This is a genomic window from Lysinibacillus sp. NPDC056220 (assembly GCF_049315265.1).
Taxonomy (GTDB): domain Bacteria; phylum Bacillota; class Bacilli; order Bacillales_A; family Planococcaceae; genus Lysinibacillus; species Lysinibacillus pinottii.
In genome coordinates, this window is record NZ_JBMOXD010000005.1 from 11,911 (window position 1) to 27,373 (window position 15,463).

Here is a 15,463-nt window from a genome sequence, read left to right on the forward strand (position 1 = left end):
AGCTCTAAAACTTTTTCTTTTTGATCTTCTTCTTTTTCGACCATGATTTCAGCAGTTTGTGCCTCATCTGTCATGCCAACGAAGATGTTAAGATGCTCGGTTAAAATTTTTGCTCCGAGCGAAATCGCCTCTTTCGGACCGATGCTGCCATCTGTCCACACATCAAGAGAAAGTTTATCGTAGTCAGAAGACTGACCTACACGAGTATTTTCCACTTGGAAATTAACGCGTGATACTGGAGTGTAAATAGAGTCGATCGGGATCACGCCGATAGGAAGATCCTCACGTTTGTTTTGATCAGCAGGAGTGTAACCACGGCCGCGTTGTGCGTACATACGCATACGTAAATGACCGTTTTTAGCGATTGTTGCAATATATAGATCTGGGTTTAAAATTTCTACATCACTGTCATGTGTAATGTCAGCAGCCGTAACTGTACCATCGCCTTTTACATCAATCTCAATAACTTTTTCTTCGTCAGAGTAGATTTTAAGAGCTAGTTTTTTCACGTTCAAAATGATTGAAGCTACATCTTCTACTACGCCTTCTACAGTTGAGAATTCGTGAAGAACGCCATCAATTTGAATGGACGTGACAGCAGCTCCTGGTAATGAAGACAGAAGGATACGACGTAAAGAATTACCCAAAGTGTTTCCATATCCGCGTTCAAGCGGTTCTACAACAAACTTTCCATACTTGGAATCTTCGCTGATCTCCACCGTTTCAATCTTTGGTTTTTCAATTTCGATCATTTCATTTACCCTCCTTCAAAACATCGAATGTATAGGTTCTTTCCATCATAGATTCGATCGTCAATGACGTATCGTTTATTATCTGCACAAGACAGTCTGTACAAAAAATGATGTTCTCATACAATATGAGACGCACCCATTACACGCGACGACGTTTTGGCGGACGGCAACCATTATGAGGAACTGGAGTAACGTCTTTAATAGCAGTTACTTCTAAACCAGCAGCTTGAAGCGCACGAATTGCAGCTTCACGACCAGCACCAGGACCTTTAACAGTTACTTCCAACGTTTTCAGACCATGTTCAAGGGATGTTTTAGCAGCAGTTTCTGCAGCCATTTGAGCAGCGAATGGTGTAGATTTACGTGAACCACGGAAACCAAGAGCACCAGCACTTGACCAAGATACAGCGTTACCTTGCATATCTGTAATCGTTACGATTGTATTGTTAAATGTAGAACGAATGTGTGCGATACCAGATTCGATATTCTTTTTCACACGACGTTTACGAGTTTGTTGTTTACGAGCCATGTTAAGAAGGAACCTCCTTTACCAATTATTTTTTCTTGTTCGCTACAGTTTTACGAGGACCTTTACGCGTACGCGCATTGTTCTTCGTATTTTGGCCACGAACAGGTAAACCACGACGGTGACGGATACCACGGAATGAACCGATTTCCATCAGACGTTTAATATTTAATGAAGTTTCGCGACGTAAGTCACCTTCAAGTTTGTAAGAATCTAATTGTTCACGGATTTTGTTTAACTCATCTTCAGTTAAGTCGCGTACGCGTGTATCTTCTGAAATACCTGCGTCAGCTAGTACTTTCTGAGCTGTAGTTTTACCAATACCGAAAATGTACGTTAATGAAATTACCACGCGTTTGTCGCGAGGAATATCAACACCAGCAATACGTGCCATGTACGTTGTGCACCTCCTTTAGAATTAACCTTGTTTTTGTTTATGTTTAGGATTTTCACAGATTACCATTACTTTACCGCGTCGGCGAATTACTTTACATTTTTCGCAGATCGGTTTCACAGATGGTCTCACTTTCATCTAACCTAACCTCCTTAGTAGTCCGGAGCGCAAAAGATTATTTAAAACGGTATGTGATACGACCGCGAGTTAAATCATAAGGAGATAACTCGATAGTAACCTTATCTCCAGGTAGAATACGGATAAAGTGCATACGAATCTTACCAGATACGTGTGCTAGAATCACATGTCCATTTTCTAATTCTACCTTAAACATCGCGTTTGGCAAAGTCTCAACAACTGTCCCTTCGACTTCAATTACATCATCTTTCGCCATCTACTCTGTCTCCTCTCTATATGCAAATTAAAGTTCTCATCGTTACATCAAACGGATATCTGCTGCAACTATAGAAGCAACCTCGTTTCAACATATGTTTGGATTGTATGAGAGATGTTTGAAAGACGCTCGTCTGGTTTCGCTTCACACAATCCACGGAATATCCAGAACCAATAAGGGCACTGAAACTCCCATGTTTACACGAATACCGGAATGTCTTGGATGAGATATTCATACCCGTTACACAGATGCTTCCACGAAACCCATTATACTCCTCCAAAAACTATGTTGCACTTTTTAGAAGAAATATATACCGGGCACAATATGCTTTTGCAACTCTCAAAAAAATTATGTTTCGTTGTTGCTCCCGCATGCCTCCCGCGGAAGCAGTACTCTGCGCCCGGAGCCGGGTATCAGCTGCGGCTGCTCTGTAATAGAGCATCAAGATCAGCAAACACTTTGTTTATATCTTGCTGTCCATCTATATTAGTTAACACACCTTTTGCTTGATAGAAATCAAGTAAAGGTTGCGCTTGTTTCATATTAACTTCCAGACGGTTCGCAACCGTATCAGGATTATCATCGGCACGTGTGTAAAGCTCGCCACCATCTTTATCACATTTTCCTTCCTCGGCTGGAGGATTGAAAATTAAATGATAGGATGCTCCACAAGTTTTACAAATGCGTCGACCTGAAAGACGAGCAATTAACTCATCCTTTTCAACTTGAATGTTTAGAGTATGTTCAATTGCTTTGCCAAGATCAGCAAGAATGCTATCTAAAGCTTCAGCTTGAGGAACAGTACGTGGGAAACCATCTAATAGGAAGCCCTTTTCACAATCAGGTTTAGCCAGTCGCTCACGAACAATACCAATCGTTACTTCATCTGGTACAAGAGCACCTTGATCCATAAACGACTTAGCTTGTAAGCCAAGTTCTGTACCTTCTTTAATAGCAGCACGGAACATATCGCCTGTAGAAATATGAGGAATCGCGTACTTCTCAACAATTTTATCTGCCTGAGTACCTTTACCAGCACCTGGCAGACCCATTAAAACGATATTCATTAGGAAATATTCCTCCCACCAAAGGTTTGCTGATTTAAGGAAACGATAGAACGTTCCCTAAAAACCAACATTATTTCATAAAGCCTTTGTAGTGACGTTTAACAAGTTGAGATTCTAGCTGTTTCATCGTTTCGAGCGCTACGCCGACTACGATAATAATACTAGTACCACCGATTTGCACTGAGGCAGGTAAATTCATAAAGTTAATGAATAAAATCGGCATTACAGCAATAACAGTTAAGAATATCGCACCAACAAATGTTAGACGATATAACACGCTTGTTAAATACGCTTGAGTGTTTTCACCAGGACGAATACCCGGAATATAAGCACCTTGTTTTTTCAAGTTGTCTGCCACATTTTCAGGATTCACTTGTACGAATGCATAGAAATATGTGAACGCGACGATCAATGCAACGTAAATAATCATTCCAACAGGTTTCGTATAATCAAACGTGTTTTCAATGAAAGTAGTTACGTCATTTTGACCAAAGAACGTAGCTAACGTACGTGGTGTAACAATAAACGCTACTGAAAAGATTACCGGAATAACCCCTGCAGCATTTACTTTTAAAGGTAAATGAGTTTGTTGACCACCAGCTTGTTGATTACGTCCAGTAACTCGTTTTGCATATTGAATTGGAATTTTACGAAGTGCTTGTTGCACATAAATAACTCCAACTACAACTGCGAGTAAAACCAATACAAGCAATGCAAGGATTATGATGTTGATAAATAATTTATCCCCAGCACCCTCGATTTGCTGTGCAAAGATTTGGTTGATTCCTGTAGGCAATGCTGCAACGATACCTGCGAAGATTACAACAGAAATACCATTCCCAACACCGTGTGAAGTAATTTGCTCTGCAAGCCATACAAGGAAAGCTGTCCCCGCTGTCAATACAATGGCGATTGTAACATATGTTAGAATCCCTTCTTCTTTAATCAATGATCCGCCATACATTCTATTAAAACCAAATGACATTGCGAATGATTGGATGAAAGCAAGAATAATAGTAAAGTAGCGAGTAAATTGTGCAAGTTTACGTCTTCCGACTTCACCTTGCTTTGCCCATTCAGCAAACTTCGGTACTACGTCCATTTGCAATAACTGAACAATAATTGAGGCTGTGATGTAAGGCATAATCCCCATCGCAAAGATAGAGAAGTTCTTTAAAGCACCACCGCCAAAAGTATTCAGGAAACCAACGAGGTTAAACTCATCAGTTGCCTTTAATACATTTGCGTCAACGTTAGGTACTGGAATGAATGTTCCAATACGGAAAACGATTAACATTAAAAGAGTGAAAATGATTTTATTTCTTATATCTCGAACACGCATAAAGTTAGAGATTGTCTGAAACATTAAATCACCTCAGTAGTTCCGCCGGCATTCTCGATTGCTTCTTTAGCTGAAGCTGAGAATTTATGAGCTTTAACTGTAAGCTTTTTGTTAAGAGTTCCGTTGCCAAGAACTTTAATTCCAGCTTTTTCATTACTCACAAGACCAGTTTCAAGTAATAATGCAGTTGTAACCTCTGCACCGTCTTCGAAACGGTTTAAAGCGTCAAGGTTAACGATCGCGTATTCTTTACGGTTAATGTTCGTAAAGCCACGTTTTGGTAAACGACGGAATAATGGGTTTTGACCGCCTTCAAAGCCTGGGCGTACACCGCCACCAGAACGAGCGTTTTGACCTTTATGACCTTTACCTGCTGTTTTACCGTTACCAGAACCGATACCACGACCAACGCGGTTGCGTTGCTTACGAGAACCTTCTGCTGGTTTTAACTCATGCAGTTTCATAGTGGGTGGCACCTCCTTGTTCATTAATTGGAAATTAAATTTCTTTTACAGTAACTAAGTGAGCTACTTTATCAAGCATACCGCGAGTAGCTGCGTTATCAGCTTTCTCTACAGTTTGGTGTAATTTACGTAAACCTAAAGCTTCAACAGTTTTGCGTTGTGCAGGTTTAGTACCAATCACAGATTTAGTAAGGGTGATTTCTAATTTGTTAGCCATATTATCTTTCCCCCCTTATCCTAATATTTCTTCCACTGATTTACCACGTAATTTTGCTACGTCCTCTACGCGTTTTAATTCAGTTAAACCTTGAACAGTTGCACGCACCATGTTGATTGGTGTGTTAGATCCAAGAGATTTTGAAAGAATATCAGTAATACCAGCAAGTTCTAGTACTGCACGTACTGGACCACCAGCGATAACCCCTGTACCAGGAGCAGCAGGTTTAATTAGGATTTCTCCTGCACCGAAGCGACCAAGCACTAAGTGTGGAGTTGTTCCACCAACACGTGGCACTTCTACTAAGTTTTTCTTCGCATCTTCAACAGCTTTACGGATAGCATCTGGAACCTCTTGAGCTTTACCAGTACCGAAACCTACATGACCGTTTCTATCGCCAACAACAACTAGTGCTGTGAAGCGGAAGCGACGTCCACCTTTAACAACTTTAGCAACACGGTTAATAGTAACTACGCGTTCTTCAAGTTCTCCAAGTTTGTTTGCGTCAATTCGACTCATGAAATGTGTCCCTCCTTCTTATTAAAATTCTAAACCATTCTCACGTGCAGCTTCAGCTAAAGCTTTCACGCGTCCATGATATAAGTAACCACCACGGTCAAAAACTACAGCAGTAATATTTTTTTCCGCAGCGCGTTTCGCGATTGTTTCACCGATTTTTGATGCAGCTTCAACATTGCTACCAGCACCTTCAAAACCATTTTCTTGAGAAGATGCGCTAACAATTGTTACGCCTGCTACGTCATCGATAAGTTGAGCGTAGATGTTCTTGTTAGAACGGAATACATTTAAGCGTGGACGCTCAGCAGTACCCGAAATTTTAGAACGTACTCGTGCATGACGTTTTTTACGAACTTGATTTTTATCCTGTTTCGTAATCACAAGGGTCACTCCTTTCTAATGCTTAAGCAGCATTATTTACCTGTTTTACCTTCTTTACGACGAACGTATTCGCCTTCGTAACGGATACCTTTACCTTTATATGGCTCTGGTGGACGAACGTCACGGATGTTAGATGCTAGAGCACCAACGCGCTCTTTGCTGATACCTTTAATGATGATTTTAGTGTTAGAAGGAACTTCAATTTCTAGACCATCTTCAGGTGTGAACTCTACTGGATGAGAGTAACCTACGTTAAGTACAAGTTTTTTGCCTTGTAACTGCGCACGGTAACCAACACCGATAAGTTCTAAAGCTTTTTCGAAACCTGCAGAAACACCAGTAACCATGTTCGCTAGAAGCGCACGAGTAGTACCGTGGTTTGTGCGGTGTTCTTTTGAATCAGAAGGACGTGATACTGAGATTACGTTACCTTCTTGCTCAATTTTCATATCTTGGTGGAAAGAACGAACAAGTTCGCCTTTAGGACCTTTAACAGTAACAGTGTTGTCAGCTGCAACAGTAACAGTTACGTTAGCTGGTACCTCGATAATTTTTTTACCTACACGAGACATTTAGTTGCACCTCCATTCATTTATTGCTAATTACCAAACGTATGCTAGAACTTCGCCGCCAACTTGTTTAGCGCGAGCTTCTTTATCTGTTAATAAACCTTGTGAAGTTGACACTAAAGCGATACCAAGACCGTTCAGTACTTTAGGAACTTCATTTGTTTTTGCGTATACACGTAGACCAGGTTTAGAAATACGTTTTAAGCCAGTGATAACACGCTCGTTATCTTTACCGTATTTTAAGAAGATACGGATAATACCTTGCTTGTTGTCTTCCACGTATTCTACGTCACGTACGAAACCTTCACGCTTTAAAATTTCAGCGATTTCTTTTTTCACGTTGGAAGCTGGTACTTCTAACTTCTCGTGACGAACCATGTTCGCATTACGAATGCGAGTAAGCATATCTGCAATCGGATCAGTCATTGTCATTACATTTACCTCCTTCCCAAATTAGGGGATTACCAGCTGGCTTTTTTCACGCCAGGAATTTGTCCCTTATATGCAAGTTCTCGGAAACAAATACGGCAAAGTTTGAATTTGCGATATACAGAGTGTGGACGACCACAGCGTTCACAACGTGTATATTCTTGCACTTTAAACTTTTGCTTACGTTGTTGTTTAACGATCATAGATTTTTTAGCCACGTTTTCGCCCTCCTTGTTTGATTACTTTTGGAACGGCATACCGAATTGTGTCAATAACTCGCGAGCTTCTTCGTCAGAGTTCGCTGTCGTTACGATCACGATGTCCATACCGCGTACTTTTGAAACTTTATCGTAATCGATTTCTGGGAAAATTAATTGCTCTTTAACACCTAGAGTGTAGTTACCGCGACCATCGAATGCTTTTTTAGAAACACCACGGAAGTCACGTACACGAGGAAGTGAAATTGAGATTAATTTGTCCAAGAATTCATACATACGCTCACCGCGTAATGTAACTTTAGCACCGATAGGCATACCTTCACGTAAACGGAAACCTGCGATCGATTTTTTCGCTTTAGTTACAACTGGTTTTTGACCAGTGATAATTGTTAATTCTTCTACAGCTGCATCTAATGCTTTAGAGTTTTGAACAGCATCACCAACACCCATGTTGATAACGATTTTTTCAACTTTCGGCAATTGCATAACTGATTTATATCCAAATTTGCTCATAAGAGCAGGAGAAACTTCATTTAAATATTTTTCTTTTAGGCGGCTCATGTGTGTACCTCCCTTCTTTTATTTACTAATTAGTCGATTACTGCACCTGATTTTTTTGCAACACGAACTTTTTTACCGTTTTCGATTTTATAACCTACACGAGTCGGCTCGCCAGATTTAGGATCGATTAGCATTACGTTCGAAACGTGAATTGCAGCCTCTTGGCTTACAATCCCACCTTGTGGATTCAATTGGTTAGGTTTAACGTGTTTTTTCACGATATTAACACCTTCAACAAGAACGCGATCTTGTTTAGGGAAAGCAGCTAGGATTACTCCTTCTTTGCCTTTGTCCTTACCAGTGATAACCTTAACCTTGTCACCTTTTTTTACATGCATGCTGTCGCACCTCCTTGATTGGCACTATCATGAAATTAAAGAACTTCTGGAGCTAGAGAAACGATTTTCATGAAGTTGCTGTCACGTAATTCACGTGCAACAGGTCCGAAAATACGAGTTCCGCGTGGTGATTTATCATCACGAATAATTACACAAGCATTTTCATCAAATTTGATGTACGTACCGTCTTTACGACGAACGCCTGATTTAGTACGAACGATAACAGCTTTAACAACGTCACCCTTCTTGACAACGCCACCTGGTGTTGCTTTCTTAACTGTACAAACAACGATATCACCGATGTTAGCAGTTTTACGGCCAGAGCCACCAAGCACTTTAATTGTAAGAACTTCACGTGCACCTGAGTTGTCAGCAACTTTCATACGACTTTCTTGTTGGATCACTTAGGTTACCTCCCTTCGGAAATGGTTGTTCCGAAATAGTTATTAAATAATAACCGCTTTTTCTACAACTTCAACTAGACGGAAACGTTTAGTAGCTGATAGCGGGCGAGTCTCCATGATACGTACGATATCACCGATTTTCGCTTGGTTTTGCTCATCATGAGCTTTAAACTTTTTAGAGTATTTTACACGCTTACCGTAAAGCTTGTGCTTTTTGTGAGTTTCAACTAAAACAGTAACAGTTTTGTCCATTTTATCTGAAACAACGCGGCCCGTGTAAACTTTGCGTTGGTTACGCTCAGTCATACTTGAAAACCTCCTTTATCAGTTATTTGCACTGATTTCTCTTTCACGAATAACAGTTTTCATACGCGCGATTGCTTTACGCACTTCACGAATACGAGCTGTGTTTTCTAATTGACCAGTCGCCAATTGGAAGCGAAGGTTGAAAAGCTCTTCTTTCAGTGATTTCACTTTTAATTCAATTTCAGAAGTGGCAAGGTCACGGATTTCATTAGCTTTCATTAGATTCACCACCAGTTTCTTGACGTTTTACGATCTTACATTTAACAGGAAGCTTATGTGATGCTAAACGAAGTGCTTCACGTGCAACCTCTTCAGATACACCAGCAATTTCGAACATAATTTTTCCTGGTTTTACTACTGCTACCCAACCTTCAGGAGAACCTTTACCAGAACCCATGCGGACTTCTAGAGGTTTTTTAGTGTAAGGTTTGTGTGGGAAGATTTTAATCCAAACTTTACCGCCACGTTTCATGTAACGAGTCATCGCGATACGAGCAGATTCGATTTGACGGTTAGTAATCCAGCTAGCTGTTTGAGCTTGTAGGCCCCATTCGCCGAAAGATACTTCTTTACCGCCTTTCGCTTCGCCACGCATGTTTCCGCGGTGTTCACGACGGTATTTTACGCGTTTAGGCAATAACATATTATTTGCCTCCTTCCACAGATTTCTTCGTAGGAAGAACTTCACCACGGTAGATCCATACTTTAACGCCTAATTTACCGTAAGTAGTGTCAGCTTCTGCGTGTGCATAATCAATGTCAGCACGTAGAGTATGAAGTGGAACAGTTCCTTCACTATAGTGTTCAGCACGCGCGATATCAGCGCCACCTAAACGACCAGATACTTGTGTTTTAATTCCTTTTGCACCAGCACGGATTGTGCGTTGGATCGCTTGCTTTTGCGCACGACGGAATGATACACGGTTTTCTAATTGACGAGCGATGTTTTCAGCTACAAGACGAGCGTCAAGATCTGCACGTTTAATTTCAATGATGTTGATGTGTACGCGTTTACCAGTTAACTCGCTAAGGTATTTACGAAGATTTTCAACTTCAGTACCACCTTTACCGATTACCATACCTGGTTTCGCAGTGTGAATTGTAATGTTTACACGGTTTGCAGCACGTTCGATTTCTACTTTAGAAACAGAAGCGTCTTTAAGAGCCGTTTCAATATATTTACGCACTTTGATGTCTTCGTGAAGTAGAGTTGCATAGTCTTTTTCAGCGTACCATTTTGACTCCCAGTCACGAATAATACCAACGCGTAGTCCTATTGGATGTACTTTTTGACCCACGGATTAACCCTCCTTCTTCTCAGATACCACTAGAGTAATGTGGCTTGTGCGTTTGTTAATTGCGCTTGCACGTCCTTGCGCACGTGGACGGAAACGTTTTAAAGTTGGACCTTCATCAACGAACACTTCAGAAACTACTAAAGAGTTGATGTCAAGATCGTAGTTGTGCTCAGCATTAGCAACTGCAGATTTTAATACTTTCTCAACGACTGGAGACGCCGCTTTTGGAGTATGACGTAAAATTGCAACTGCTTCACCAACTTGCTTACCTCGGATTAAGTCTACAACTAGACGTACTTTGCGAGGAGCAATGCGTACTGTACGAGCGATAGCTTTAGCTTGTGTCATTAGGATTTACCTCCTCTCAAAATTAGCGTCTTGTTTTCTTGTCGTCTGCACCGTGACCTTTGTAAGTACGTGTCGGTGCGAACTCACCAAGTTTATGGCCTACCATATCTTCTGTTACGTATACAGGAACATGTTTACGTCCATCATATACAGCAATCGTTAAACCGATAAAGTTCGGGAAGATTGTAGAACGGCGTGACCAAGTTTTGATAACTTGTTTTTTCTCAGAAGCCTCTTGTACTTCCACTTTTTTCATTAAGTGGTCATCGACAAAAGGTCCTTTTTTCAAGCTGCGACCCATGTAGGAACCTCCCTCCGTGATTCCACCACGGCTCTCACATAGAACCGTAGTTTAACCACTTTATTTTTTACGACCACGGATGATAAATTTATCCGATTTGTTTTTCTTCTTGCGAGTTTTGTAACCAAGTGCTGGTTTACCCCAAGGAGTCATTGGTGATTTACGTCCGATTGGAGAACGTCCTTCACCACCACCGTGTGGGTGATCGTTAGGGTTCATTACAGAACCACGAACTTCTGGGCGTTTACCTAACCAACGGCTACGACCCGCTTTACCGATGTGTACAAGTTCGTGTTGTTCATTACCAACTTGACCGATTGTAGCGCGACAAGTAGCTAACACTAAACGTACTTCACCAGACTGAAGACGAACGATTACGTACTTTCCTTCACGACCAAGTACTTGAGCAGAAGTACCAGCAGAACGTACTAATTGTCCACCTTTACCAGGTTTTAACTCGATGTTATGGATTGTAGTACCCATTGGAATGTTTGCTAATGGTAAAGCGTTACCCACTTTAATGTCAGCATCTGGACCAGAAACGATTGTTTGACCAACCTCTAGACCTTTAGGTGCTAGGATGTAAGCTTTTGCTCCATCAGCGTAATTGATTAATGCGATATTCGCAGAACGGTTTGGATCATATTCAATAGTAGCAACTTTTGCCGGAATGCTATCTTTAACACGTTTGAAATCGATAACACGGTATTGCTTCTTATGACCACCACCATGATGACGAACAGTGATTTTACCTTGGTTGTTACGACCAGCTTTGCGTTTAGTTGGTTCAAGCAATGATTTCTCAGGCTTGTTAGTTGTAATTTCCGCAAAGTCTAATGACGTCATGTTACGACGACCATTAGAGGTAGGTTTATACTTTTTAATCGCCATTGTGTTTCCCTCCTTCTTGAGTGTTCAAATCATAAATCCACTAGGGATTACATTTCGAATAATTCAATTTCTTTGCTATCAGCAGTTAATTTAACAATCGCTTTACGACGTTTGTTAGTGTAACCACCGTAACGGCCAACACGCTTGAATTTACCTTTGTAGTTAAGAACGTTTACTTTCTCAACTTTTACACCAAAGATTTCTTCTACAGCGTCTTTTACTTGAGTTTTGTTAGCGCGAGTGTCTACTTCGAAAGTATACTTTTTCTCTGCCATAAGTTCTGAAGAACGCTCAGTAATGACCGGACGTTTTAAAATATCACGTGCTTCCATTATCCAAGCACCTCCTCAACTTTTTCTACTGCAGATTTAGTGAATACAACTTTTTCATGACCTAAAAGATCAAGAACGTTGATTCCATTTGCAGTTAAAACTGTTACACCAGGGATGTTACGAGCAGATAATGCTACGTTTTCATCTAGGTCAGCAGTTACGAATAAAGATTTTTTCTCTAAAGAAAGATCTTTAAGGATTTTTGTGAATTCTTTTGTTTTTGGTGCTGCTAGAGTTAGAGCATCAAGAACTAAGAAGTTTTGTTCTACTACTTTAGCTGATAAAGCAGATTTAAGAGCTAAACGACGAACTTTTTTAGGTAATTTATAAGAATAGCTACGTGGAGTAGGACCGAATACGATACCACCGCCGCGCCATTGTGGAGAACGGATAGAACCTTGACGAGCACGACCAGTTCCTTTTTGACGCCATGGCTTACGACCACCACCAGCAACTTCAGAACGGTTTTTAACCTTGTGATTACCTTGACGTAGAGAAGCACGTTGAGCTACTACTGCGTCGAATAATACTGCTTCATTTGGCTCGATTCCGAAGATCGCATCGTTTAATTCGATTTCACCAACTGAAGCACCTGTTTGACTAAGTACAGATACTTTTGTCATTCCTGTTTCCTCCTTTCCTTAAGTGATTACTTAGCTTTAATTGCAGTTTTTACTGTAACTAGAGCTTTTTTAGAACCAGGAACATTACCTTTAACAAGTAGTAAGTTACGATCTGTATCAACTTTCACGATTTCTAAGTTTTGGATTGTAACTACATTGCCACCCATTTGACCAGGTAATTTCTTTTGTTTGAATACGCGGTTCGGAGCAACTGGACCCATTGAACCAGGACGACGGTGGTAACGAGAACCGTGGGCCATAGGACCACGAGATTGTCCGTGGCGTTTAATTACACCTTGGAAACCTTTACCCTTAGTAACACCTGTTACATCGATTACATCGCCTTCTGCGAAAATTTCTACTTTGACTTCTTGACCAACTTCGTACTCTTCCACGTTCACGTTGCGGAATTCACGAATGAAGCGCTTAGGAGCAGTGTTCGCTTTTGCTACGTGACCTTGTTGTGGTTTGTTAGAAAGCTTAACGCGCTTATCTTCGAAACCAACTTGGATTGCTTCGTAGCCATCTGTTTCAACAGTTTTCTTTTGAAGTACTACGTTTGGAGTAGCTTCGATAACTGTTACCGGGATTAGATCGCCGTTTTCAGCGAAAACTTGTGTCATACCAATTTTTCTACCTAAGATTCCTTTAGCCATTTGTCACACCTCCTGTAAGTTTTAAAAAGTTATATTGTTTTTACCATTAAAGTTTGATTTCGATATCAACGCCAGATGGTAAATCAAGTTTCATTAACGCATCAACAGTTTGTGGTGTCGGGTTAACGATATCGATCAGACGTTTATGCGTACGCATTTCGAATTGTTCACGAGAATCTTTGTACTTGTGAACCGCACGAAGAATTGTGTACACAGACTTCTCAGTTGGAAGTGGAATCGGACCTGATACACTTGCACCTGAACGTTTTGCAGTTTCCACAATTTTCTCAGCAGATTGATCTAAAATACGGTGATCATACGCTTTTAAACGAATACGAATCTTTTGTTTTGCCATTATTTTCCCTCCTTCTCGCCTATTTTCTAGACATTCTCCACGAAAATTTTCCCACACACCGCCATGGCAAAGCGGCCGGGTGTGTCGGCAACCTCTCGCTTCATCGCAGTCAAAGACCAACATTCAACATTATATACAATAAAAAAAGAATAAGCAAGTCTTTTCGCTAAATTCTTTTAAATGTTGCAGATATTCTTAGTACTACTATTACTTCGCTTTATTAAGCCGTTTATTAGTATATAAAATTTCCATACATATTGCAACACCTAAGGTTTCCATACAACAATATCGAACATTTCAAATAACTTTGAAGTCTTTTTAAATAGTAGCTTCCTTTCTTCTTTATAGAAAGAACACACATGCAATCCAACCAAATAGAATTAATGGAATGTTAATAAAAATAAAAGTCGGCACACAAGTGTCCCAAATATGGTGATGTTGTCCGTCTACATTCAAACCTGCTGTCGGTCCTAGCGTAGAATCTGAAGCTGGAGATCCTGCATCACCTAATGCACCTGCCGTTCCTATTAGACAAAGGATTGCTAAAGGACTCATTCCTAACCCCTGTGCGAGAGGAACAAATAACGTCGCGATTATCGGCACTGTTGCAAAGGAAGAACCGATTCCCATTGTCACAACTAACCCTATGACTAACATAATAAATACCGCTAAACTTCTGTTTCCTTTTAAAATAGATATAGAGCTTGTAATTAAGCTATCCACATGTCCAGTAGCATTAATGACCGCAGCAAAGCCATTAGCGGCAATCATGACAAAGCCTATAAAGGCCATCATCTTCATTCCTTCTGAAAGAATGTCATCAGCTTCTTTCCATTTCAATGCACCTGTAAAATACATGATCATAATACCTGCAAAAGAACCTACTATCATCGAATCTGTAAACACTTGAGCACATAACGATACGATTAGTGCAAGAGCTGTGGAAAACATCACAACTTTGCTGACATTAACATGGAGAGAATCAGCCTCTATTTCATTATTTTTATAATGTCTTGGCTTGCGATATACAATAAAGGCTGTAATTAATCCTATCAGCATACCTAGCACTGGAATCGCCATTGCTACAGGTACATCACGTGAAGATACTACCATCCCAGCCTCTGATACTTGTGTAGCAACGATATCTTGAAAGATCGCCCCAAAGCCAGCTGGTACAAAGCTATAAGTACCTATTAAGCCCACTGCTATTAAGGTTGCCACTTGACGTCGATCGATCTCTAATAAATTTAAAATTTTTAAAACAGGAGGAATCAATAGTGGAATAAAAGCGATATGAATAGGTATGACATTCTGTGATAAAATTGACATCAAAAAAATAAGGAAAAAAATTAAAACCTTCACTAAACCTTTGCGATTACTTTCACTATTTAATATGTTTAACATCCCTGTAATCATCAATTCAGGTATCCCGGTTTTGGCAATGGCGATGGCAAAGCCGCCAAGTAGGCCATAACTTAATGCAATCGTTGCACCTGCCCCTAACCCTTCTGTAAATGATTCTACTGTTGCTTCAATGCTCATACCGCTTGTAAGGCCACCTACAAACGCCCCTAACACTAAAGATAGGACGACATTGATGCGGAGTAAGCTTAATATTAACATAACGGCTACCGCCACTATTACTGCATTCATCGTTACACTCACTTTCATACGCTAAATTACTAACATGTTAAACATTATTATTCTGATAATTGAAAGTCAAGGGTTTTCATCATTCAAGGCAATAAAAAAACAGTATGATCTATTACTCATCACAC

28 protein-coding genes and 2 pseudogenes are annotated in these 15,463 nt (G+C 40.4%); all 30 read right to left on the reverse strand.

Features of this window, described 5'->3' with window-relative positions; genetic code table 11:
- Positions 1–752, reverse strand: a pseudogene (locus tag ACOZBY_RS16100) (DNA-directed RNA polymerase subunit alpha); the annotation flags it as partial.
- 139 nt (positions 753–891) lie between these two features.
- Complete coding sequence (gene rpsK, locus ACOZBY_RS16105) at positions 892–1,281, reverse strand: 30S ribosomal protein S11 (protein WP_004233731.1); 390 nt, start codon at positions 1,279–1,281, stop codon at positions 892–894.
- A 25-nt stretch (positions 1,282–1,306) separates the two neighbouring features.
- Positions 1,307–1,672, reverse strand: coding sequence for a 30S ribosomal protein S13 (gene rpsM, locus ACOZBY_RS16110; protein ID WP_004233729.1), 366 nt, complete (start codon positions 1,670–1,672; stop codon positions 1,307–1,309).
- Between the two features lie 24 nt (positions 1,673–1,696).
- Positions 1,697–1,810, reverse strand: coding sequence for a 50S ribosomal protein L36 (gene rpmJ, locus ACOZBY_RS16115; RefSeq protein WP_000868344.1), 114 nt, complete (start codon positions 1,808–1,810; stop codon positions 1,697–1,699).
- 37 nt (positions 1,811–1,847) lie between these two features.
- Positions 1,848–2,066 (reverse strand): translation initiation factor IF-1, encoded by a 219-nt coding sequence (gene infA / locus ACOZBY_RS16120; RefSeq protein ID WP_004233690.1) that lies wholly within the window; start codon positions 2,064–2,066, stop codon positions 1,848–1,850.
- 86 nt (positions 2,067–2,152) lie between these two features.
- Positions 2,153–2,230 (reverse strand): annotated as a pseudogene (locus ACOZBY_RS16125) (type I methionyl aminopeptidase); the annotation flags it as partial.
- Between the two features lie 249 nt (positions 2,231–2,479).
- Positions 2,480–3,133 carry an adenylate kinase gene (locus tag ACOZBY_RS16130; RefSeq protein WP_012296052.1) on the reverse strand — a complete coding sequence of 218 codons (654 nt, stop codon included), beginning with the start codon at positions 3,131–3,133 and terminating at the stop codon, positions 2,480–2,482.
- 70 nt (positions 3,134–3,203) lie between these two features.
- Positions 3,204–4,499: a preprotein translocase subunit SecY gene (gene secY / locus ACOZBY_RS16135; RefSeq protein WP_031416715.1), complete on the reverse strand. Its 1,296-nt coding sequence runs from the start codon at positions 4,497–4,499 to the stop codon at positions 3,204–3,206.
- Positions 4,499–4,939 carry a 50S ribosomal protein L15 gene (gene rplO / locus ACOZBY_RS16140; protein ID WP_008181708.1) on the reverse strand — a complete coding sequence of 147 codons (441 nt, stop codon included), beginning with the start codon at positions 4,937–4,939 and terminating at the stop codon, positions 4,499–4,501. Before rplO ends, secY begins: the two co-directional genes overlap by 1 nt.
- A 34-nt stretch (positions 4,940–4,973) precedes the next feature.
- On the reverse strand, positions 4,974–5,156 hold the full coding sequence (rpmD, locus tag ACOZBY_RS16145) for a 50S ribosomal protein L30 (RefSeq protein WP_004233668.1): 183 nt from the start codon (positions 5,154–5,156) through the stop codon (positions 4,974–4,976).
- 15 nt (positions 5,157–5,171) lie between these two features.
- Positions 5,172–5,675, reverse strand: a complete 504-nt coding sequence (gene rpsE / locus ACOZBY_RS16150; RefSeq protein WP_008181711.1) for a 30S ribosomal protein S5 — start codon at positions 5,673–5,675, stop codon at positions 5,172–5,174.
- A gap of 21 nt (positions 5,676–5,696) precedes the next feature.
- Positions 5,697–6,056 carry a 50S ribosomal protein L18 gene (gene rplR, locus ACOZBY_RS16155; protein ID WP_012296055.1) on the reverse strand — a complete coding sequence of 120 codons (360 nt, stop codon included), beginning with the start codon at positions 6,054–6,056 and terminating at the stop codon, positions 5,697–5,699.
- Between the two features lie 32 nt (positions 6,057–6,088).
- Positions 6,089–6,628, reverse strand: coding sequence for a 50S ribosomal protein L6 (gene rplF / locus ACOZBY_RS16160; protein ID WP_031416716.1), 540 nt, complete (start codon positions 6,626–6,628; stop codon positions 6,089–6,091).
- 30 nt (positions 6,629–6,658) lie between these two features.
- Positions 6,659–7,057, reverse strand: coding sequence for a 30S ribosomal protein S8 (rpsH, locus tag ACOZBY_RS16165; protein ID WP_008181717.1), 399 nt, complete (start codon positions 7,055–7,057; stop codon positions 6,659–6,661).
- Positions 7,058–7,086: 29 nt separating this feature from the next.
- Positions 7,087–7,272 carry a type Z 30S ribosomal protein S14 gene (locus tag ACOZBY_RS16170; RefSeq protein ID WP_004233656.1) on the reverse strand — a complete coding sequence of 62 codons (186 nt, stop codon included), beginning with the start codon at positions 7,270–7,272 and terminating at the stop codon, positions 7,087–7,089.
- Positions 7,273–7,293: 21 nt separating this feature from the next.
- On the reverse strand, positions 7,294–7,833 hold the full coding sequence (gene rplE / locus ACOZBY_RS16175) for a 50S ribosomal protein L5 (protein ID WP_004233654.1): 540 nt from the start codon (positions 7,831–7,833) through the stop codon (positions 7,294–7,296).
- A 29-nt stretch (positions 7,834–7,862) separates the two neighbouring features.
- Positions 7,863–8,171: a 50S ribosomal protein L24 gene (rplX, locus tag ACOZBY_RS16180; RefSeq protein ID WP_004233652.1), complete on the reverse strand. Its 309-nt coding sequence runs from the start codon at positions 8,169–8,171 to the stop codon at positions 7,863–7,865.
- A 35-nt stretch (positions 8,172–8,206) separates the two neighbouring features.
- The gene (gene rplN, locus ACOZBY_RS16185) at positions 8,207–8,575 is read right to left on the reverse strand and encodes a 50S ribosomal protein L14 (protein ID WP_004233650.1); all 369 of its coding nucleotides are present in this window, start codon (positions 8,573–8,575) and stop codon (positions 8,207–8,209) included.
- Between the two features lie 42 nt (positions 8,576–8,617).
- A complete protein-coding gene (gene rpsQ, locus ACOZBY_RS16190; protein WP_008181723.1) occupies positions 8,618–8,881 on the reverse strand; it encodes a 30S ribosomal protein S17 in 264 nt (87 codons plus the stop codon).
- An 18-nt stretch (positions 8,882–8,899) separates the two neighbouring features.
- Positions 8,900–9,100, reverse strand: a complete 201-nt coding sequence (gene rpmC, locus ACOZBY_RS16195) for a 50S ribosomal protein L29 (protein WP_004233646.1) — start codon at positions 9,098–9,100, stop codon at positions 8,900–8,902.
- Positions 9,090–9,524, reverse strand: coding sequence for a 50S ribosomal protein L16 (gene rplP / locus ACOZBY_RS16200; protein ID WP_012296060.1), 435 nt, complete (start codon positions 9,522–9,524; stop codon positions 9,090–9,092). Before rplP ends, rpmC begins: the two co-directional genes overlap by 11 nt.
- Before the next feature lies 1 nt (position 9,525).
- A complete protein-coding gene (gene rpsC / locus ACOZBY_RS16205; protein WP_025116438.1) occupies positions 9,526–10,179 on the reverse strand; it encodes a 30S ribosomal protein S3 in 654 nt (217 codons plus the stop codon).
- A 3-nt stretch (positions 10,180–10,182) separates the two neighbouring features.
- Positions 10,183–10,527 carry a 50S ribosomal protein L22 gene (gene rplV / locus ACOZBY_RS16210; protein WP_004233639.1) on the reverse strand — a complete coding sequence of 115 codons (345 nt, stop codon included), beginning with the start codon at positions 10,525–10,527 and terminating at the stop codon, positions 10,183–10,185.
- A gap of 22 nt (positions 10,528–10,549) precedes the next feature.
- The gene (gene rpsS, locus ACOZBY_RS16215; RefSeq protein WP_008181911.1) at positions 10,550–10,828 is read right to left on the reverse strand and encodes a 30S ribosomal protein S19; all 279 of its coding nucleotides are present in this window, start codon (positions 10,826–10,828) and stop codon (positions 10,550–10,552) included.
- Positions 10,829–10,888: 60 nt separating this feature from the next.
- Positions 10,889–11,719, reverse strand: coding sequence for a 50S ribosomal protein L2 (gene rplB, locus ACOZBY_RS16220; protein WP_008181913.1), 831 nt, complete (start codon positions 11,717–11,719; stop codon positions 10,889–10,891).
- A 47-nt stretch (positions 11,720–11,766) separates the two neighbouring features.
- Positions 11,767–12,051, reverse strand: coding sequence for a 50S ribosomal protein L23 (rplW, locus tag ACOZBY_RS16225; RefSeq protein WP_004233628.1), 285 nt, complete (start codon positions 12,049–12,051; stop codon positions 11,767–11,769).
- Positions 12,051–12,674 (reverse strand): 50S ribosomal protein L4, encoded by a 624-nt coding sequence (gene rplD / locus ACOZBY_RS16230; protein ID WP_012296062.1) that lies wholly within the window; start codon positions 12,672–12,674, stop codon positions 12,051–12,053. The genes rplW and rplD overlap by 1 nt, the downstream gene beginning before the upstream one ends.
- Positions 12,675–12,700: 26 nt before the next feature.
- Positions 12,701–13,330, reverse strand: coding sequence for a 50S ribosomal protein L3 (gene rplC, locus ACOZBY_RS16235; RefSeq protein WP_031416717.1), 630 nt, complete (start codon positions 13,328–13,330; stop codon positions 12,701–12,703).
- A gap of 46 nt (positions 13,331–13,376) precedes the next feature.
- Positions 13,377–13,685, reverse strand: coding sequence for a 30S ribosomal protein S10 (gene rpsJ / locus ACOZBY_RS16240; RefSeq protein WP_004233624.1), 309 nt, complete (start codon positions 13,683–13,685; stop codon positions 13,377–13,379).
- Between the two features lie 342 nt (positions 13,686–14,027).
- Positions 14,028–15,338: a Na+/H+ antiporter family protein gene (locus ACOZBY_RS16245; protein ID WP_325882137.1), complete on the reverse strand. Its 1,311-nt coding sequence runs from the start codon at positions 15,336–15,338 to the stop codon at positions 14,028–14,030.
- Positions 15,339–15,463: the final 125 nt, after the last annotated feature.